General features: G+C 69.4%; 14 protein-coding genes and 1 pseudogene. 12 read left to right on the top strand and 3 right to left on the bottom strand.

Annotation, left to right across the window (positions count from 1 at the left end):
- From VN520_RS21425 to uidA, 9 genes are all read left to right on the top strand, one after another.
- A partial coding sequence (locus tag VN520_RS21425) for an ABC transporter substrate-binding protein (protein ID WP_325748558.1) occupies positions 1-960 on the top strand: 960 nt, incomplete at its 5' end.
- Between the two features lie 29 nt (positions 961-989).
- Entirely contained in the window at positions 990-1,919 is a 930-nt protein-coding gene (locus tag VN520_RS21420; protein ID WP_325748557.1) for an ABC transporter permease, read from the top strand.
- A complete protein-coding gene (locus VN520_RS21415) occupies positions 1,916-3,733 on the top strand; it encodes a dipeptide/oligopeptide/nickel ABC transporter permease/ATP-binding protein (protein ID WP_325748556.1) in 1,818 nt (605 codons plus the stop codon). The genes VN520_RS21420 and VN520_RS21415 overlap by 4 nt, the downstream gene beginning before the upstream one ends.
- Entirely contained in the window at positions 3,730-4,581 is an 852-nt protein-coding gene (locus VN520_RS21410) for an ATP-binding cassette domain-containing protein (protein WP_325748555.1), read from the top strand. The genes VN520_RS21415 and VN520_RS21410 overlap by 4 nt, the downstream gene beginning before the upstream one ends.
- A 2-nt stretch (positions 4,582-4,583) precedes the next feature.
- The gene (locus VN520_RS21405) at positions 4,584-5,780 is read left to right on the top strand and encodes a glycoside hydrolase family 1 protein (RefSeq protein WP_325748554.1); all 1,197 of its coding nucleotides are present in this window, start codon (positions 4,584-4,586) and stop codon (positions 5,778-5,780) included.
- Positions 5,777-7,132, top strand: coding sequence for an MFS transporter (locus VN520_RS21400; RefSeq protein ID WP_325748553.1), 1,356 nt, complete (start codon positions 5,777-5,779; stop codon positions 7,130-7,132). The genes VN520_RS21405 and VN520_RS21400 overlap by 4 nt, the downstream gene beginning before the upstream one ends.
- A 78-nt stretch (positions 7,133-7,210) precedes the next feature.
- The gene (locus tag VN520_RS21395; RefSeq protein ID WP_325748552.1) at positions 7,211-9,583 is read left to right on the top strand and encodes a glycoside hydrolase family 3 N-terminal domain-containing protein; all 2,373 of its coding nucleotides are present in this window, start codon (positions 7,211-7,213) and stop codon (positions 9,581-9,583) included.
- Positions 9,584-9,592: 9 nt separating this feature from the next.
- The gene (locus VN520_RS21390) at positions 9,593-12,076 is read left to right on the top strand and encodes an alpha-L-rhamnosidase (protein WP_325748551.1); all 2,484 of its coding nucleotides are present in this window, start codon (positions 9,593-9,595) and stop codon (positions 12,074-12,076) included.
- Positions 12,077-12,172: 96 nt separating this feature from the next.
- Positions 12,173-13,963: a beta-glucuronidase gene (gene uidA, locus VN520_RS21385; RefSeq protein WP_325748550.1), complete on the top strand. Its 1,791-nt coding sequence runs from the start codon at positions 12,173-12,175 to the stop codon at positions 13,961-13,963.
- Between the two features lie 11 nt (positions 13,964-13,974).
- Here the strand turns inward: uidA and VN520_RS21380 are convergent.
- Positions 13,975-14,459 (bottom strand): annotated as a pseudogene (locus tag VN520_RS21380) (hypothetical protein); the annotation flags it as partial.
- Between VN520_RS21380 and VN520_RS21375 the strand changes: the two are divergent.
- The gene (locus tag VN520_RS21375) at positions 14,355-14,897 is read left to right on the top strand and encodes a hypothetical protein (protein ID WP_325748549.1); all 543 of its coding nucleotides are present in this window, start codon (positions 14,355-14,357) and stop codon (positions 14,895-14,897) included. The pseudogene VN520_RS21380 and the gene VN520_RS21375 sit on opposite strands and share 105 nt — an antisense overlap.
- A gap of 666 nt (positions 14,898-15,563) precedes the next feature.
- Here VN520_RS21375 and VN520_RS21370 read toward each other — a convergent pair.
- Positions 15,564-17,003 (bottom strand): carboxylesterase/lipase family protein, encoded by a 1,440-nt coding sequence (locus VN520_RS21370; RefSeq protein WP_325748548.1) that lies wholly within the window; start codon positions 17,001-17,003, stop codon positions 15,564-15,566.
- A 28-nt stretch (positions 17,004-17,031) separates the two neighbouring features.
- Positions 17,032-17,949, bottom strand: a complete 918-nt coding sequence (locus VN520_RS21365) for an MBL fold metallo-hydrolase (RefSeq protein ID WP_325748547.1) — start codon at positions 17,947-17,949, stop codon at positions 17,032-17,034.
- Positions 17,950-18,087: 138 nt separating this feature from the next.
- On the opposite strand from VN520_RS21365, the gene VN520_RS21360 reads away from it, so the two are divergent.
- A complete protein-coding gene (locus VN520_RS21360; RefSeq protein WP_325748546.1) occupies positions 18,088-19,050 on the top strand; it encodes a helix-turn-helix transcriptional regulator in 963 nt (320 codons plus the stop codon).
- Positions 18,995-19,393: a transposase gene (locus VN520_RS21355; RefSeq protein WP_414719904.1), complete on the top strand. Its 399-nt coding sequence runs from the start codon at positions 18,995-18,997 to the stop codon at positions 19,391-19,393. Before VN520_RS21360 ends, VN520_RS21355 begins: the two co-directional genes overlap by 56 nt.
- Positions 19,394-19,551 lie beyond the last annotated feature (158 nt).

Genomic DNA, 19,551 nt, shown 5'->3' with positions numbered 1-19,551 from the left:
TACACGCTCGACAAGAGCGCCACGGTCAACGGATCGGTCTACGTACTGAAGCGGCGTGACGACTACTGGAACAAGAAGGCCTATCCGTTCCCCACGGTCAAGGTGCGGGTAATCGCGGACCGCACGGCGGCCGTCAACGCGCTGAAGGCCGGCGAGATCAACGCGGGCAGCGTCGAAGTGACGCAGGCGGACACCCTGAAGACCTCCGGCTTCGAGGTCAAGCACGTGGACGCGACCGCCGCCGGCGTCCTGACGCTGGCCGACCGGGACGGCAAGCTGCTCAAGCCGCTGGGCGATGTGCGCGTGCGCAAGGCGATCAACATGGCCTTCGACCGCGACAAGATCGTCGAGCAGATCCTCCAGGGGGCCGGCGAGGCGACAGCCCAGTCGTTCAATCCCAAGGGCCAGGCGTACGACAAGGCTCTGGACACGACATACCCCTACGACCCGGCCGAGGCCAAGCGGCTGATGGCCGAGGCAGGATACGCGAAGGGCTTCACCGCCTCGATGCCGAGCATGGTCTACACCAAGCCCTTCGAGCCGACCATCACCCAGTCGCTGCGTGACATAGGCATCACCGTGAAGTGGGAGACGGTTCCCGCGCAACAGACCGTCTCCGCCCTGCTCTCCAAGAAGTTCCCCATGTTCTTCACCATGGACGGTCTCAACACCACGCCGATCGAGCTGCGCAACACCTTCGACCCGACGGGTGCGCGCAACGTCTTCAAGACCACCGACGAGCGCTTCGACATGCTCCTGAAGCAGGCCAACAGCAAGGCCGACCCCACTGAAGCCGCTGACATGTACAAGGAGATCAACTCCCTGACCGTGAAGGACGCGTGGAACGCTCCGGTCTTCCACGTCGGCACCTACTGGGTGACGAAGAAGGGCATCACCTACCTCGGTGACGGCTCCTCGACGTTCAGCACCATCCGTCAGTTCGGCGTCGCGGGACAGTGACCGAAGGGTACTGAGCAATGATCTCCTATGTGTTGCGTCGACTTGGCACGGGCCTCGTCCTCGCCGTCCTGGTCACCCTGATCACTTTCACCCTGCTGGGTTCGTCCTTCGACGACGTCGCCAGCAGCCTCCTCGGCAGCGGCGCGACACCGGAGGCCATCCAGGATCAGAAGGTTCGGATGGGGACCGACCGTCCGGTTCTGGTCCAGTACGCGGACTGGCTGTCCCATGCGCTGCGCGGTGATTTCGGTGTCTCCTACTTCACTGCCGAACCCGTCCGGTCAGCCATCTCCGTCCGGCTCGGAGTCACTCTCTCCGTCGTACTCGCCGCCCTGCTGGTCACCGCTGTGATCAGCGTGGTGCTCGGGGTCCTGGCGGCCTCCCGCGGAGGGGTGGTGGACCGGATGGCGCAGGGGGCCTCGCTGATCGGCTTCCTCGTGCCGAACCTTCTCATCGCCATCGCCCTGGTCTACCTGCTGGCGATCGAACTGCAGTGGCTGCCGGCAACGGGCTACACCTCGTTCGCCGAGAACCCCGGCCGCTGGGCGGCGTCCATCACCATTCCCGTGACAGCTCTGATGATCCCGGGCATCGCCAACCTGACGGCCCAGATCCGCGGCGCCATGATCGGCGAACTGCGCAAGGACTACATACGCACGCTGCGCACACGAGGCATCTCCACCCGATCGATCGTGCTGCGGCACGCATTGCGCAACGCCGCCGGGCCGGCACTGACCGTACTGTCACTGGAGTTCGTCCAGATGTTCGGTGCGGCGCTGGTCATCGAGAAAGTGTTCGCCCTGCCTGGTTTCGGCAGTTACGCCTTCGACGCGTCGTTGCAGGGTGACATCCCGCTCATCATGGGCATCACGCTCTTCGGTGTCCTGCTCGTGATCTGCGTCAATCTCGCCGTCGATCTCGTGAACGGCTGGCTCAACCCGAAGGCGAGAGTCCATTGAGCACCTCCCCGACGACCTCCAGCCCGTCGGCCGAGCCGGGGCGGAAGTCAGCCCTGCACACACTCCTGCGCGACCCGCAGGCCGTCATCAGCGCGAGCATTCTGCTCGTCATCGTCCTCCTCGGACTGCTCACCCCACTGCTCACCGACCACGGTCCCAACGACTCCTCGCTGGACGCGGTCAACGCCGCTCCTGGAACTCCGGGCTACCTCCTGGGCGGGGACAAGAGTGGACGCGACATCCTCGCCCGGCTGCTCAACTCCATCAACACCAGTGTCGTCTCCGCTCTTGTCGGAGCGAGCATCGCCCTTGCCGTAGGCGTAACCTGCGGGCTGATCGGCGGTTACTTCAGCCGGCGTGTCCGCGGCGTCACCGAGTGGCTGTTCAGCCTCGTGATGACCTTCCCCGGGCTGCTGCTTCTCATCGTGCTACTACCGGTCACCGACGGTGACTACCGCGTGACCATGCTGATCTTCGGTGTGCTGCTGTCCCCCGGCATCTACCGTCTGGTCCGCAACCTGGTGGTCGGCGTGAGCAATGAGCTCTACGTCGACGCCGCCCGTGTCTCCGGGCTGCCCGACCGGCGCATTCTCCGACGGCACATCCTTTACGTCGTTCGCGGGCCGATCGTGATCGCGGCCGCGTTCCTCGCGGGATCCTCCATCGGTGTTCAGTCCGGCCTGGCGTTCCTCGGCATCGGGTCCAACGAGGTGGCCAGTTTCGGAACGATGGTCTCCGACGGTTTCGCCAACCTCTACGAAGAGCCCTTGCAGTTCATCTGGCCCAGTCTGCTGCTCGGCATCATGACCGCCTCACTGGTCCTGCTCGGTAACGCCCTGCGGGATGCTCTCGAGGGAGGGCGGCCCAAGGCGTCCGGGCTCCCCCGGTCCCAGGGCCGCCGGCCGGTGCCGGCCGCCGACGGCACCGGCCGCCCCGGCGCAACGGATGCCGTCTCCGGTCTTCTCGTGGTGGAGGACCTGTCCATCGCCTACCCGACACCTTCGGGAGAGCTGAAGGAGGTCGTCAGCGGGGCCAGCATCCGTCTGGAGGCCGGGGAGACACTCGGACTCGTCGGTGAATCGGGCTCGGGCAAGACACAGACCGCGTTCGCCGCGCTCGGGGTGCTGCCTCCGGAAGCGGTCGTCGCACGCGGCTCGATCAGGCTCGACGGACGTGAACTCCTCGGGCTTCCGGAAACCGAACTGCGCGCGGTGCGGGGCACATCCATCGCCTATGTACCTCAGGAGCCCATGTCCAACCTGGACCCCTCGTTCACCGTCGGCGCTCAGCTCGTCGAAGGCGTCCGGGCGGCCACACCCCTTTCGCGGCGCGAGGCGCGCGAGCGCGTCCTCGCCCTGCTCGACCGGGTCGGCATTCCGGATCCCAAGCGCACGTTCGACTCCTATCCGCACCAGGTATCCGGCGGCATGGCTCAGCGCGCACTCATCGCGGGTGCCGTCGCGAGCCGCCCGCTGCTCCTGATCGCAGACGAGCCGACCACCGCCCTCGACGTGACCGTACAGGCGGAGATCCTCGACCTGCTGCGCGACCTGCAGAAGGAACTCAACATGGCCGTTCTCCTGGTCACCCACAATTTCGGGGTCGTCGCCGACAGCTGCGACCGCATCGCGGTCATGCGCCACGGAACGATCGTGGAAGCCGGCAGCACGGCCGCTCTGTTCGACGAGCCGGGCCACCCCTACACCCGGATGCTGCTCGACTCCATCCTCGACGAGGCCACGGTACGCACAGACGGGCCGGCCTCGCCCGAAATCTCCCGCGAGAACGCCGCGCCCGGGACGGAGGCATCATGACCTCTCCCCTCCTCGACGTGAGTGAACTGTCCGTGACCTACCCGGGGCGAGGTTTCCGCGCGCGGCCTCAGGAGGTCCTGCACGCGGTGTCCTTGCACGTACGCGAGGGTGAGACCCTCGGGCTCGTCGGAGAGTCGGGCTCCGGCAAGACCACCATCGGGCGTGCCGTGCTCGGCCTGGTCAAGCCCAGCGGAGGCCGGATCCTCCTCCGGGGCCAGGACATCACCCATGTCCCGGCGAAAGTGCGCCGGAGGCTCGCGCGGGACATCCAGGTGGTCTTCCAGGACCCCTACACGTCTCTCAATCCTTCCCTCACCATCGGTGACATCCTCAGCGAGCCGCTGGTGGTGCAGGGTGCGTCGGCCCCCGACGCCCGGGCCCGCGTGCGCGAGCTCCTGGACCACGTGGGCCTGCCCGCGGATGCCTCCGCACGGTTGCCGCGTGAGTTCAGCGGGGGGCAGCGACAGCGAGTGGCGATCGCCCGTGCCCTGGCCCCGAAGCCCCGTCTCATCGTCTGCGACGAACCGGTCTCGGCCCTCGACCTGTCCACCCAGACACGTGTGCTCGATCTGTTCATCGACATCCAGCGCCGTACCGGTGTGGCCTACCTGTTCGTCTCGCACGACCTGGCGGTGATCCGGCATGTCAGCCACCGGGTCACCGTGCTGTACCGGGGAGACGTGGTCGAGACCGGTGCGGCGGACCGCATCACGACGTCCCCGGAGCATGCCTACACGCGGGGCCTCCTGCTGGCCGCGCCGGTCGCCGACCCGGCGCGGCAGCGCGAACGCCGCGAAGAGCGCCGCCGGCTGGCCGCGCTCGAACTGTCCGTGAAGAAAGTGAGCTGACGATGGCTTCCGAGACCCCCGGTTTCCTCTGGGGAGCATCCACCTCACCGCACCAGGTCGAGGGAAACAACGTGGGCAGCGACTGGTGGGTACGGGAGCACCGCGCGGCCGGGATGGAGCGCAGCGGCGACGCCTGTGACAGTTACCACCGTTACGCCGAGGACATGCGTCTGCTGGCCGATGCCGGCCTGAACGCCTATCGGTTCGGCGTCGAGTGGGCGCGGGTCGAACCGGCCGAGGGACACATCTCCCGTGCGGAACTCGCCCACTACCGCAGGATGATCGAGACTGCTCTCGGTCTGGGTCTCGAACCGGTCGTCACACTCCACCACTTCACCCACCCGCGCTGGTTCGCCGAGGCGGGTGGCTGGACGGACGAAGGCGGGATCGAACGCTTCGCGTCCTATGTGCAGGCGGTGACGACGATCCTGGACGGTGTCGAGTGGGTCTGCACGATCAACGAGCCCAACATGCTGGCTCTCATGGTGATGATGAGCCAGGCGGCCCGCACGGGCGGGTCGAAGGAGTGGCTCAGCCCCACCGTCGAGGGTGCCGCACGCCCCGTACTGCCCGACCCTGACCCCCGGATCGGGCTCCGCCTGGCCGAGGCTCACCACGCCGCCCGTGCGGTGCTCAGGCAGCACACCGACGTGAAGGCCGGCTGGACGGTTGCCTGCCAGGCGCTGACTGCCGCCCCGGGCGGCGAGGCCAGGCTCCGTGAGGTGCGATACGGGCGCGAGGACCTGTATCTCGAGGCGGCTCGCGAGGACGACTTCATCGGGGTGCAGGCGTACTCCAGCCAGACGGTCGATGCTGAGGGTGTCGTTCCACACCCCCAGGAACCCGACAACACGTTGACGGGCAACGCGTACCGGCCCGACGCGATCGGCATCGCGGTGCGGCACGCCTGGGAAGTCACGGGCAACACGCCTGTCCTCGTCACCGAGAACGGCATCGCGACCGCGGACGACGACCGCCGCATCTCCTACACCTCCGAGGCCTTGCGCCACCTCTTCGAGACTGTCGAGGAGGGCGTCGACGTCCGGGGTTATCTCCACTGGAGCGCCCTGGACAACTTCGAATGGGGCCACTGGGAACCGACGTTCGGCCTCATCGCCGTGGACCGGGACACGTTCGAGCGCCGCCCCAAGCCGAGCCTGAAGTGGCTCGGCGAGGTCGCCCGGCGCGGGCGGCCATGACGAAGTCCCAGAATGCCGGCTCACACAAGGACGCCGGCCGGGCGGGCCGGAGCGGCTCCGGGCATGTCGTCCCCGTTCCCGACGTCGCACCTGCCCCCGCCCCTGCCGACGCCGGTCTCCCACGCCTGGGCGGTGGACGCGTCGCGCTGCTGGTAGCGGCCAACTTCGGTGTCGCGATGGCGCTCATGGTTCCGATGGCCTTCTCGCTCGCTCTGCGCGCCGACCGGCTCGCACCCGGCAACGAGGCGGCCGTCGGCTACATCCTGGGCATCGGCTCGGCGCTCTCGCTCGTCACCGGTCCGCCGGTCGGGACGTTCAGCGACCGTACCCGCTCCCGACTCGGGCGCCGTGTGCCGTACTTGATCGGGGGCGGGGTTCTCGGCATGACCTCTCTCGTGACGATGGCGTACGCGCCGAACATCCCGGTGCTCGGACTCGGCTGGGCCCTCGCAGCCCTGGGCTGGGGGACGGCGCTCGGCGCGCTCGGGAACATGCAGGCCGACTGTCTTCCGCCCGGCCAGCGCGGAAAGGTCGCCGGACTCACGGGCTCCACCACGATGGTGGCGCCCGTCCTCGGTGTCCTTCTCGTCGGCACCGTGAGCGACGATCACCTTCTGGTCCTCGTTCTCCCGGGCCTGGTCGGCGCGGTGTCGCTATCGCTCCTTGTGGTGTTCTTCCGCCAGGAGGACGCCCACGGGCTTGCCGCCCCTGCCCGGCTGACGACCGGACGCCTGCTGGGGAACTACGTCTTCGACCCGCGTGCGTACCCCGATTTCGCATGGCATCTCCTGGCACGCTTCGTCTTCTACTTCGGCCAGTCGCTGTACACGTCCTTCGTCACCTTCTTCTACGCTCAGCGCCTGGGGCTCAGTCTGCGTGAGGTCGCGGGGCTGGTCGCTGTCACCGGTGGTATCAGTGTGGTGGCGATGACAGCGGGGACACTCGGCAGCGGCTACCTGTCGGACAGGCTGGGACGTCGCCGTCCGTTCGCGCTCTGCGCGGCATCGGTCTTCGTCGCGGGCACCGTGATCTCGGCGTCCGCCCACGCGCTGCCAGGCCTTCTGACCGGTGCCACGCTGATGAATCTGGGTATCGCGGTCTTCTCGGCGACCAGCCAGGCTACCGTCCTCGACATCCTTCCCGAGCGGGAGACCGAGACCGGCCGCTTCCTGGCCATCGTCACCCTCTCCCAGAAGCTCCCCGGTGCGCTCGCCCCGCTGACCGCACCGCTCATCATCTCGACCGCAACCGCCACCGACGAGAAGAACTACACCCTTCTGTATCTGACGTCCGGTGTCTTCGGCCTCCTGGGCGGGCTGATCGCCTTCTGCCGGGTCAGAGGGGTGCGCTGAGGCCTCGGAAACGATTCGGTCCAAGCCTTGGCCGCCCTCGCGGAACCCACCCCGTACATCGCAGTCGAAAGGACTCGTATGACCACCCCCGACACCCTTGCCGCCCTGGTGGACAGGCTCACTCTGGAACAGAAGGTGGCACAGCTCGGCGGCGTCGCGCTGCCCGGTCTGCTCACCCTCGGCCCGGCCGGGACACCGACACTCGACGCGGACCGGCTCGCGGAGCTGTGCCCGCACGGTGTGGGGCACCTGTCGCTGGCCTGGTTCCTCGGCCGGGACGCGGACAGCCTGCGCGACGCCTTGGCGCGGGTGCAGCGGGCTGCGCGAGAGGCGTCGCCCTTCGGGATCGGCGGGCTGGTCCACTTCGAGGGGATCAACGGTTTCCTGCACGCGGCCGGAGAGCAGTTCCCGACAGCCTGGGCGCAGGCCGCCACCTGGGATCCCGGCCTGATCCGACGGGCGTCGTCCGTCACCGCCGCACACATGCGGGACCTGGGTGTCCAGCTGCTGTTCTCCCCGGTGATGGACCTCAGCCGGGACCCGCGTTGGGGACGGGTGCACGAGACGTACGGTGAGGACCCGGAGCTGGTGGCGCGGGCCTCGATCGCCTTCGTACGGGGTATCCAGACCGCGCCGGACGGGGACGGTGACAGCGGGCTCCTGGCCACCGGCAAGCACTTCCTGGGTTTCGGAGCCTCCGAGGGCGGTCTCAACATGGCCGCCACCCAGCTCGGGCGCCGCACCCTCGCCGACGAGTATGCAGAACCGTTTCGCCGGGCCATCGCCGAGGCCGGCCTGTCGGTGGTCATGAACTCCTACAACGAGATCGACGGGGTGCCCGCGGCCGCCGACCACTGGCTGCTGACCACGCTGCTGCGGAACGAACTCGGCTTCACCGGAATGACCGTCAGCGACTACGACTCGGTCGCCATGCTCCGAAGCCGGTACCGTACGGCGGCCTCCCCCGGCGAGGCCGCCGCGCAGGCGGTCTCGGCGGGGCTGGACGTCGAACTTCCGCACGCGGTCAACTACCCGGATCTGGTGGCGGAGGTCACCGAGGGCCGCCTGGACGAGAAGGTGATCGACCAGGCCGTGACGCGTGTACTCGCGGCCAAGGCCCGCACCGGCCTGATCCCCGGTCTCGGCACGCCGACCCCGGCGCGGCTCCCGCGTCCGGACCGGACGAAGGCCGCCGCCGTCCGGCAGTCGATCGCGACGCGCGGCATGGTGCTCCTGCACAACGACGGCACTCTGCCGCTCACGGCAGGCGGCCGCCGGGTCGTGGTGACGGGACCGGCCGCGGACGAACTGCGCGTCCACTTCGGCGCCTACACCTCGGTGGCGGCGGCCGAGATGCCCGCGGCCATCAAGGCGGTACGCAGCGGTGAGGTCCCCGGTGTCGACTCCGCGACCTTCGCGTCGACCGACATCGTCACCACACCGCTGCCGAGCCTGCAGCAGCGGTTCGAGGAGATGGCACGCGTACTCCATCCCGGCGCGCCCACCGTGCTGGAGGCCCTGCGGGAGACGGATGCCGCGACCGCGTACGTGCCGCTCGGGTCCTTCACTCCGGACGACACCCGCGGCCTCCAGGCGTCGGAGGTCGAGGCGGCGGTCTCGGAAGCCGATGTGGTCATCGCCGTCGTCGGCGAACGCACCGGGCGGGTGGGCGGCAACACCGCCGGCGAGGGCAGGTCGAGTGTGTCGCCGTCGCTGCCGGGCGACCAGGAGGAACTCGTCGAGCTCCTCGCCGCGACGGGCCGGCCGGTGATCACCGTGGTGGTCTCCGGACGCCCGCTCCTCCTGGACCGCGTGGTCCAGGCATCCGCCGCTGTCCTGCTCGCACCGCTGCTCGGCGAAGCCGCGGGCCCGGCGATCGCATCCGCCGTCTCCGGCGCGACGAACCCGAGCGGAAAGCTGCCCGCCACCTTCCCCCGGCACCTCGGCCAGATTCCCGCCTACCACGGTCACCGCCACGGGAGCGGCTACGACCACCCGGCCGGTGAGACCTACGCCTACGTGGATCTGCCGGACCAGAGTCCGCTGTTCGCCTTCGGGCACGGGCTGTCGTACACCGACTTCGAGGTGACGTCCGCCGGTGACCCCGAGGTGTGCGACGGGATGGTGCGGGCCCGCACCAGGGTGGTCAACACCGGCGCCCGGGACGGCGAGACGGTCGTGCAGCTCTACGCGCGGGACGAACACGCGAGCGTCGTGCGCCCTGTGCGACAGCTCCTGGACTTCCGGCGCCTGGCCCTGGCAGCCGGAGAGGCGGCCGATCTCGTCCTCGAGGCCCCGGTGGAGCGGCTGTCCTACACGATGCCTGACGGCCGGCGTGGTTGCGAAGCGGGCGAAGTGACGTTGCTGACGGGGCTGAGCAGCGACGACATCCGGTGCGCTGCCGCTGTCCTCGTCCCCCAGGTGGTCAGTGAAGCCACCGCGCGACCCTGAAAGGGAACGATGAACGACACGTACCAGGCCCTCTTCATCACACCATCCTTCGATACCCCTCCCGCAGGGGAAGCGCCCTCCTTCCGGCGTGAGTTCACCGTGGAGCGAGTGTCCGAGCGGGCAGTGCTGCACGTGACCGCGCTCGGTGTCGTGGAACCCTTCCTCAACGGCACCCGCGTCGGCGACGCGGTCCTCACGCCGGGCTGGACCTCCTACCGCCACAGGCTGCCCGTCTCCGCCCACGACGTCACCGGCCTGCTCGTACCGGGCGCCAACGTGATGGGCGCGGTCGTCGGTGAAGGCTGGGCGGACGGCAGGATCGGCTACACATCGCCCGTGCAGAACAGCGAACGGTGCCACTACGCCGACCGGCCCGCGCTCTTCCTCCAGCTGGAGCTGCGCCACACCGACGGCATCACGGAAGCACTGGGCACGGACACGGCCTTCACCTGCGCCACCGTTGCCGTCCTGGTCCACAGCCTGTACGACGGCGAGACGTACGACGCCCGGCTGGAACCCATCGGCTGGAACGAGCCCGGCTTCGACGACAGCGAGTGGTCACGGACGCGACCGTACGACTGGGACATGGACACCCTGGTTCCTCGCACGGCCGAGCCGATCCGCCGGACGGAGGAGCTCACCCCGGTCACCGTCACCACCGGCCGGGCGGGCCGGGTCATCGTCGACTTCGGCCAGAACATCGCGGACAGGCTCCGTCTCACCACTTCCGGCGAGGCCGGGCAGGCCGTCACCCTGCGACACGCCGAGATCCTCACCGACGGCGCGCTGGACACCGCATCGCTGCGCTCCGCGAAAGCGGTCGACCGGTACGTCCTGCACGGGGACGGACCGGAGGTGGGGGAACCGGCGTTCACCTTCCACGGCTTCCGCCATGCGGAGATCGAGGGCCCGTTCGACGAGGTCACGACCGTCGTCGTGCACAGCGACATGCGCCGTACCGGCTGGCTGGAGACCTCGCACGGCCTGGTGGATCAGCTCCACGCCAACACCGTGTGGTCCATGCGCGGAAACTTCGTGGGAGTGCCCACCGACTCTCCCCGGCGGGACGAGCGCCTGGGCTGGACCGGCGGCATCAACGCCTTCTCCCCCACCGCCGTCTTCCTCCACGACGCCCGGGGTGTTCTGGGCTCCCGGCTCGATGACCTCGCCGCCGAGCAACGGGAGAAGGACTGTGTCCCGTACGTCGCCCCCGACGTCTTCGCCCGCCCCCCGGCGCCCACCGCTTTGTGGGGTGACGTTGCGGTCAGCCTTCCGTGGGCGCTTGACCAGGAGTACGGTGACGTCGGCATCCTCCGCCGTGCCTACCCGTCCATGACCCGGTTCGTCGAGGGCGTCGCGGGACCGCTCGACCCCGACGGCCTGTGGAGCAGCGGGTACCGGTTCGGCGACCGGCTGGCCCCGGACGCTCCCGCCGATGACCCGTCCAAGGGGAAGACCGGCAAATACCTGGTGGCCCAGGCATATCTCGCCAGAACGACCCGCGAGCTGGTCCACGCTTCCCGCGCCCTCGGTGAGCACGATGACGCCGTACGCTTCCAGGCTCTCGACACACGGGGCCGAGCCGCCTTCCGACGCGAGTACGTCACCCCGGCCGGCCGCCCGGCCGGTGAGACAGCCACTGCCTACGCCATGGCCATCTCGTTCGACCTCCTGGAGCCCGGCCAGGAGGCCCGAGCCGGACACCGTCTCGCCGAGCTGGTCCCCGGCGCCGGCTTCCGGACAGCCACCGGCTTCGCGGGGACTCCCTGGGTACTGCCGGCTCTCACCAGGACCGGCCACGTCGTCGAGGCCTACCGCATGCTCCTGCGGACCGGATGCCCTTCCTTCCTCCACCCGGTCACCCAGGGAGCGACCACGGCCTGGGAGCGCTGGGACGCCATCCGCCCCGACGGTACCCGGCATCCCTCGGACATGACCTCCTGCAACCACTACGCGCTGGGCGCCTTCACCGTCTGGCTGCACCGTACCGTCGGAGGCCTCACCCCGACCGAGCCCGGCTACCGCCGGATGCGCATCGCTCCGTGTCCCGGCCCCGGCCTGGCGCGCGCCTCGCTCCGGCATCTCACCGACCACGGCGAAATCGACGTCTCCTGGCGGGTCACCGGCATCGACATGACCATCGAGGTCACCGTCCCGTCCGGTACCGAGACCACGGTCGTCCTGCCGCTCCGCCCCGAGGCGTTGGAGACGGAGGTGCCGCCGGGAGCCCACAGCTGGACCTGTCCCCTCCCGCCGGGATGTGACCCTCGTAAGCGCTTCACCCTGGACACCCCCGTGCGGATCCTCGTCACCGACGACGACGTCTGGGACGCGGTGGAGCAGGTCTTCGCCGAACACCTCCCGCACGTCCCTGTCTCCTATGCCACCAGGAGCACAGCCGACAGCACCCTGCGGACCGCACTCGCCCAGGGGTCCGGTGCGACCGACAGCTTGGAGGCCGGCTTCGTCCGGGCCCTCGAGAGCGCGCGCTGAGTACCCCGCAGCAGCTCACCCCACCACCGCTTCACCATACCCACGGCTCCGACGCGTCCACAGGATGCGCGGGAGCGTGCCAGAAGGAGACCGCCCGTGCTGAAACCCCGTTGCACAGCTACTCGCGAACTTGTGAGCCTTGACGGCCTGTGGCGGTTCGCGACATCCGCGGACACCGGCCCCCAGCCCTGGGCCGCACCGCTCGCCACCCCACTGGAGGCCGCCGTGCCCGCCAGTTACAACGACCTGTTCACCGACAGCGCCATCCGCGACCACGTCGGCTGGGTCTGGTACCAGCGCACGGCACGCGTACCGCGTGGCTGGGCGGGAGAGCGTGTCATGCTGCGCTTCGACGCCGTGACGCACGAGGGGAAGGTGTACGTCGACGAGCACCTCGTAGCGGAACACGTCGGCGGGTACACGCCTTTCGAGGCGGACATCACCCAGTACGTGGGCGCGGGCGAGGAGTTCCGCCTCACCGTCGGAGTCAACAACGAACTGACGAACGTCACGATCCCGCCTGGCACGATCACCGTCGCCCAGGACGGCCGGCGTACGCAGAAGTACCTGCACGACTTCTACAACTACGCGGGCATCGCCCGGTCGGTCCGGCTGTACAGCATGCCGTCCGTGCACATCGACGACATCACGGTCGTCACCGGACTCGACAAAAGCACCGGGACCGTGGACTACTCGGTCACGACCAGCGCGTCCGCCCGGGTGCGCGTGCGCGTACTCGACGCGGACGGCACACAGGTCGCCGTGGCGGAGGGCGCCAACGGCGCCGTGCGCATCGACGACGTCATCCCGTGGCGCCCGGGCGCGGCCCACCTCTACGATCTCGTCGCCGAGATCGTGGACGGCGACGAGGTGACGGACACCTACACCCAGTCCTTCGGCGTGCGCACGGTCGAGATCCGGGGCCGGAAGTTCCTCATCAACGGGGAACCCTTCTACTTCACCGGCTTCGGCAAGCACGAGGACACCCCTGTGCGCGGCAAGGGCCACGACGACGCCTATCTCGTGCACGACTTCCAGCTCATGGAGTGGATAGGCGCCAACTCCTTCCGTACCTCCCACTACCCCTACGCGGAGGAGGTCCTGGACTTCGCGGACCGCCACGGCATCGTGGTCATCGACGAGACCGCGGCCGTCGGTATCAATCTGGCCGTCGAGGGCGGGCTGGCCGGGCGCCCGCACAAGCCGACCTTCTCTGAGGAGACGTTCAACGACAAGACCCGGTCCGCCCACGCGCAGGCCCTCCGCGAACTCGTCGCCCGGGACAAGAACCATCCCAGTGTCGTGATGTGGTGCCTCGCCAACGAGCCCTCCTCGCACGAGGACGGCGCACGCGAGTACTTCGAGCCGCTGGTCGAACTCACCCGCAAGCTTGACCCGACCCGGCCGGTCAGCTATGCGGCCGTCATGTTCGCCACCTACAAGAACGACCGTATCGCCGACCTCTTCGACATCATCTGCCTCAACCGCTACTACGGCTGGTATGTCGCCACTGGTGACCTCGCCGCGGCCGAGTCGTACATGGAGATGGACCTCCGCGGCTGGGCCGAGAGGTTCGACAAGCCCATCCTGATGAGCGAGTACGGCGCCGACGCGATGCCCGGCCTGCACTCGGTGTGGGACATGCCGTGGACGGAGGAGTACCAGACCGCCTATCTCGAGGCCAACCACCGGGCCTTCGACCGCAGCGAGGCAGTGGTCGGCGAACACGTGTGGAACTTCGCCGACTTCCAGACGTCGAACGGCATCCACCGCATCGACGGCAACAGGAAGGGGGTCTTCACCCGTGACCGCCGCCCCAAGACCGCCGCGCACGCGCTGAAGGCCCGCTGGAAGCGGATGGGCGACCGCAAACCGTCCTCCGACTGAGCCGCCTGCCCATCGGGTGGGCTGTCGTTGAGAGCGCGGCGCACCGACTGGCTTCGGGCACCGTCGGTGATGGCGACCAGGCGCCCGAGGTCCTCACCTTCGGTAGCAAGCTCGTACTCGATGCCTGCCTCGCGCAGCAACTGGTTGACTTTCCACCGGTACAGGACGCGGGCCGATCCGTTATGGAACCCGAGTGGTGCCAGCCACAGTTGCTGAAGCTGTGGTACTGGCACGTGCGGGGTCGGCTGACCAGATCGTGGAGTACCTCGATGAGGCCGTAGAGGGTGTTCTCGTCCTGTGTCTCCGGGGCCAGCGGCCACAGGTCTGCAATGCCCAGGCGCACCTCGATCACCTTGGAGGTGTCGGGCAGATCGGCGTGGCGGTCGACGCAGTGCTCGCCGAAGACCTCGGCCGAGTAACCGTTGTCGACGAACTCGCTGATGAGCCGGGCAAAGTCCTGCCGGGCATCTCGTGCCGTGCGGCCGTCCGGGGAAAGTTCACCTCAGTCATCACCCACACCAGAAACCGCATCACGGGCCGCCCCTTCACCCACCGTCCGGCTCACACCAAGGCCACCGGATCCTGCGCCCACCCCATGGAAGGGGCTGCCATACCGACCGCCCGATCCGGCATCCGCCTGCACGCCGGCCACAAAGCACCACAGAAATTACTCACGCCCGACGGCCTCATCAAGAACGACCGAACTTTTGTGGCCGCAGCTCTGCGCGAGTGGGCAGGGAAACCGTCCCCGGCGCCCCAGCGGACACTGCTGGGTCTGCTCCAGAAGACCGTGAAAGCCGGCGACGCCACCAGCGCCCAGCTCGCCCACCTGCACGACCGCTGCTGCGTCAACCCTGGGCAGCTACCGCCTCGTGCTCCAGGTCAACGGCCGCCACCCTCGGCGCTGCTCCGCATCACCAACCGTCCGACCTGACCAGGACGCTCCGCCGCGTGGCCACGCTCAACACAGCCTTGTGCCTCCTGCTGGCCCAGCACCGTCTGAAGGAGAAACCACCATGATCGACGGCTGGAGTACGGTCTCGTTGACCGCCTGGCCACCCTGCGCCGCGGAGTTGAAGAGGAGGCAGCCGCCCAGCTCGAAAACCCTCTGCTCCTCGGGCACGTCACCGATCCCCCCGCGCGGCGCGCACACCTGCGCTACGCCGCAGCGCTTTCCGGCATCGGCCCCGCAGGGCCCGCTCCGGCCACCGGCCGGACCTGCACCCGCATCCTGGCGACCCCCGAACAAGCAACCGCATTCTTCGACTGGGGCGCGGCGGACGCCGAACAGCTTGCCACCGTCCACCAGGCCCGCCGACGACTCGGCCTCCCCCGGGCCGCCCCCCAGCCCATCACCGAACTCACCAGCCCGCTCAGACCGCATTCAGCCTCACCGCTCAGAGCGGCACCGAGCCCGTCGGCCACAGCTGCCGGGAAATGACCTCGCCGTGGATGGAAGCAGCCCTCGGCGTCGTGCCCGGCTCGACGGCAGCCGGGAAAGCAGAGGGCGCCGGCGTAGACGCTGGTTGACCTGCACACCATCAAGAGGTGGTCCGGGCACAGCACTCGGCCGGCGGCGCTCCATCCGGCGGGAGGACGCTCAGCCTCCGAGGATTTCCACCACGGGTCGCTGCGGGTCGTACGGTGCCCAGCCCGGGTCCCCGGTGCCGGCGAATGCGATCCAGGCGCTGTGGACCTGGGCTGCGAGTCCTGCTGGGGCGGGGTCGGTGCCGAGCAGGCAGGCGTCCCCGTGCAGCCAGGGTTTGTCGGCGACGTCGAACACGAAGGGCAGTTCGACGGTGTGGGCAGCGCCGAGCCGCCCGCCCAGGGCCGTCGAGCGGTACCCGAAAGAGTAGAGGTGCGTGCGGCCGCCCGATATCCGCGCGTGGGCCTGCGCCATGCGCGTCGTGCCGGCCTCGAACAGGGCCTGCCCGAGCACGGCGGAGCGCAGCTCGCCCGGTGTGTCGTCCGGCCTTGCCGCACGGTGCGCGGCGAGGGCGGTCTCCGGGTCTGCGTGCACCCGGGTGGCGACGGCGAGCACATCGGCTTCCGTGGTGGACTCCAGGCCGCCCTGCGGTACGACGTAGAGGTTCCCTTCCTCGGTGTTGGTACCGATGAGCAGGTCGACGCCGCCGGCCGGGCCGTCGGCGAGACCGTCGGCGGGCTGGACCGGCAGGACCAGGCCGAACGGGCTGAGCCCGGCCAGCGGGTCCGTGGCGGTGCTGGTGCGGAGGTCGAGGCCGGCCAGTGCGGGCAGGATCGCCAGGAAGCGCTCGTCCGGGATCGGGGCGAACGCCTCGGCTGTCGGTTCGACGCCCAGTGCAGCGGCCGCCGCGGCGGTGACCCGCCGTGCTTGTTCCGGGGTGAACGCACCGGTGCCGTTGCCGCTCTGGATGATCGCTCGCCGGAACAGGCCGTCGGCTTCCGGTGCCGCGAGCAGCGCGCCGATGAGTGTGGCGCCCGCGGACTGGCCGAAGACTGTGACGTTCCCGGGGTCGCCGCCGAATGCCGCAATCGTGGTGTGTACCCAGCTGAGCGCGGCGAGCACGTCCAGCAGTCCGCGATTGGCCGGAGCACCCGCCAGATCGAGGAACCCCGGGATGCCGAGGCGGTAGTTCACCGTCACGAGCACGACGTCGTCGCGGGCGAACGCGCTGCCGTCGTAGAGCGCGGCGCGGTTCGAGCCGGTGACGAACCCGCCGCCGTGCACGAAGACCATGACGGGACGCCTGCCGCCGTCGGCGGCAGGAGAGTGAACGTCGACGGTCAGGTACTCCTCGCCGGGCACCCAGCCCGGCCCGAAGTAGGGGGCCATGTCGAGACGGCCGAAGTCTCGGGCCGGCTGGGGAGCCGTGGGCGAGGCCCGTGTGCCGTCGCGGACACCGGGCCAGCCCGGGTGCGGTGCGGGTGGGGCGAAACGGCCGGCGCCGGTCGGGGCCGCCGCGTAGGGGAGGGCGCGGTAGCGCTCGCCGGATCCGTCACGGACACCGCGCACGGCGCCCGCCGGGGTCTCGACGACCGGATCTGCCTGTCGGGGCACGGGACATGCTTCCTTTCCGGAGGGGGCATCAGGAGGTGCGGGAGAAGTCCGCCCACTGCTTGATCGCGAATTTCGATCCGCTGCGCGCGATCTCAGCGGCCCCTTGGCCGCCGAAGTGCGCCGGGAAGACGAGCGCGTTGCTCTCGGCGGCACGGCCGAGCAGCTCGTGCCGGGTGGCGCGGGACTCCGCCGGGTCCTCGCAGAAGCAGGAGTTGGTCTGCGGCTCTGCGATCTGCAGCGCGGTGTGCACGAGATCCCCGACGAACAAGGCCCGGTCGCCGCCGGACTCCAGGGTGAGCACGGACGAACCGGGGGTGTGCCCAGGAGCGAGATCGAGACGCAGGTTCTTGTCGATCCGGTACGTCCCCTCCCACAGGTGCGTCAGTCCCGCCCGGTGGACCGGTGCGACGCTGTCCTCGAAGACGTTCTGGTTCCCCCGTCCGAGCACGGTCTTGTTCTCGTTGGCGGGGTCCCAGAACTCGAAGTCCCGCCCGGTCATCAGGTACGTGGCGTTCGGGAAGGTCGGCACCCAGGTCCGGCCGTCGAGGCGGGTGTTCCAGCCGACGTGATCGATGTGCAGGTGGGTGTTGACCACGATGTCGACGTCCTCGGGCCGAACTCCGGCGGCGGCGAGGTTGTCGAGGTAGTTCGTGTCCAGACGGCTCCACACCGGTGCGTAGGGCCGGTCCTTGTGGTTGCCCACGCCGGTGTCGACGAGGATCGTGCGCCCCTCGCTGCGCAGCAGCCAGGACTGGATCGCCGAATGGCACTCGTCCGTCTCCGGGTTCCAGAAGTCGGGCGCCAGCCAGTCGCGGTGCTCCTCCCACGAGCCGTCGGGGCTGTCCGGGAAGAACTGGCCCGGGGGCATCTCGACCGAGCCGTAGAACTCCTTGATCCGGGTGACGGTGACGTCACCAAGGGCTATCTGTTCCGGGTTCTGATCCATGTGCTCCGTCCTGGGGTCTGAAGTACGCAGCCGAATGAGACCGAGCCTGGACGCACGGACGGGCACGAGCCACTCCCGGGTTGTCCTACCCCTCCCAGGGTGTGGCTGGTGCCGGGCCGCACACCGAATACTGGGGGTATGAATGGACCTGGACCGCTCGGCGCCTTCCTCCGAGCCCGGCGGACGCGGCTTCGGCCCGAGGACGTCGGCCTGCGCGACCTCGGGCCCCGCAGGCGGGTGGCCGGGCTCCGGCGCGAGGAACTGGCCGAGCTGGCGGGCGTCAGCGTCTCGTACTACGCACGGCTGGAACAGGGCCTGTCCCGCGGAGCCTCGGCCGAGGTGCTCGGCTCGATCGCCCGCGCTCTCCTGCTCGACGGTCATGAGCGCGAGCACCTCGACCGCCTCGCCGACGCCGCCCGCCACGTGCCCCGGGTGCGCCGCCCGCGGCCCGAGAAGCTCGCCGACGAGACACGCGACCTCCTGCGCGCAGTCGACGGCGTCCCGGCTATAGTGCTCGGCCGCCGTACGGACGTGCTGGCCTGGAACACCCTCGGGCACGCCCTGCTGGCCGGTCACCTGGACTTCCTCGGCCCGGACGACCCGGCGCGACGCCCGAATATGAGCCGGATGCTGTTCCTCGACCCGCACTGTCACGAGCTCTACGCGGACTGGGAGCGCAAGGCACGCGCGGTGGTCGGCAACCTGCGCAGCGCCGTCGGCAGGCACCCGGAGGACCCGCTGCTCGCGGAGCTGATCGGTGAGCTGACGATGAAGAGCCCTGAGTTCGTCGCACTGTGGGGGGACCACGGCGTGGCGCCGTGCGATGCCGCGGCCTACGAGCTGCACCATCCCGTCGTCGGCACAGTGACGGTGACACAGCAGACGCTGTCCATCGCCCGTTCGCCGGAACAGGTGCTCATCGTGTGCACAACTCCCGCCGGCTCCTCTTCCGGACAGGCCCTCGTGCTCCTCCGGCAGGCGAGCGGCAGCAGGGCGCCGCACGCGGAGTTCCCGAGAAGCGGCCCCGGCAGGTGCAGGCAGCCCGGTGAAGCTGACCGAGACGGATCTCCTGGGGTGGACAACCCTGATGATGGATCGTGATGGTCCAGGGAGGCATGTCCACGTGGGGCGCCGGTCTCCGTTCACGGAGGAGTTCCGGAGGGAGGCCGTCACGCTGTTTCGCGCGGCCGGCGGCAAGCGCACGTACGCGGCCTTGGCCGCAGAGTCCGGGGTTACCGGGGAGACGCTGCGCACGTGGGTCCGTAAGGACGCTGGGGCGAACGTGCCGACCGTCCCTGGCGAGAGGGTCCCGGAGAGTCAGACCGGCGGGCTGATCCGGCTGCGGGCAGAGAACGCCAGGCTCGTGAAGGCCGGGAAGGGGTGGCATCTGGAGCGGGAGATCCTGCGCCGGGCGGACGCCTGTCCCGCCGGGGAGGTGCAGTGAAGACCTGCCGCTGGAAATTCGTCCCCGGCCGCCGCGCCGGCTTCGGCGTCAAGCGGCTGTGCCGGGTCCTGGGGGTCTTCCGCTCCGGTTGCTACCGGCCCGGGGCCGCCGAAGAGGCCGCGCCGAACGCGGGCCCGCGAGGCGGCGGCGGACGGCGG

The organism is Streptomyces sp., from assembly GCF_035563135.1.
Classification (GTDB): Bacteria; Actinomycetota; Actinomycetes; order Streptomycetales; family Streptomycetaceae; genus Streptomyces.
This window is presented reverse-complemented; position numbering and strand designations above follow the sequence as displayed.

Excerpts from the sequence above, each read along its gene's own strand:
- VN520_RS21400 (WP_325748553.1), top strand. The coding sequence starts at position 5,777 with ATGACGAAGTCCCAGAATGCCGGCTCACACAAGGACGCCGGCCGGGCG.
- VN520_RS21390 (WP_325748551.1), top strand. The coding sequence starts at position 9,593 with ATGAACGACACGTACCAGGCCCTCTTCATCACACCATCCTTCGATACC.
- VN520_RS21395 (WP_325748552.1), top strand. The coding sequence starts at position 7,211 with ATGACCACCCCCGACACCCTTGCCGCCCTGGTGGACAGGCTCACTCTG.
- VN520_RS21365 (WP_325748547.1), bottom strand. The coding sequence starts at position 17,949 with ATGGATCAGAACCCGGAACAGATAGCCCTTGGTGACGTCACCGTCACC.
- VN520_RS21410 (WP_325748555.1), top strand. The coding sequence starts at position 3,730 with ATGACCTCTCCCCTCCTCGACGTGAGTGAACTGTCCGTGACCTACCCG.
- VN520_RS21405 (WP_325748554.1), top strand. The coding sequence starts at position 4,584 with ATGGCTTCCGAGACCCCCGGTTTCCTCTGGGGAGCATCCACCTCACCG.
- VN520_RS21360 (WP_325748546.1), top strand. The coding sequence starts at position 18,088 with ATGAATGGACCTGGACCGCTCGGCGCCTTCCTCCGAGCCCGGCGGACG.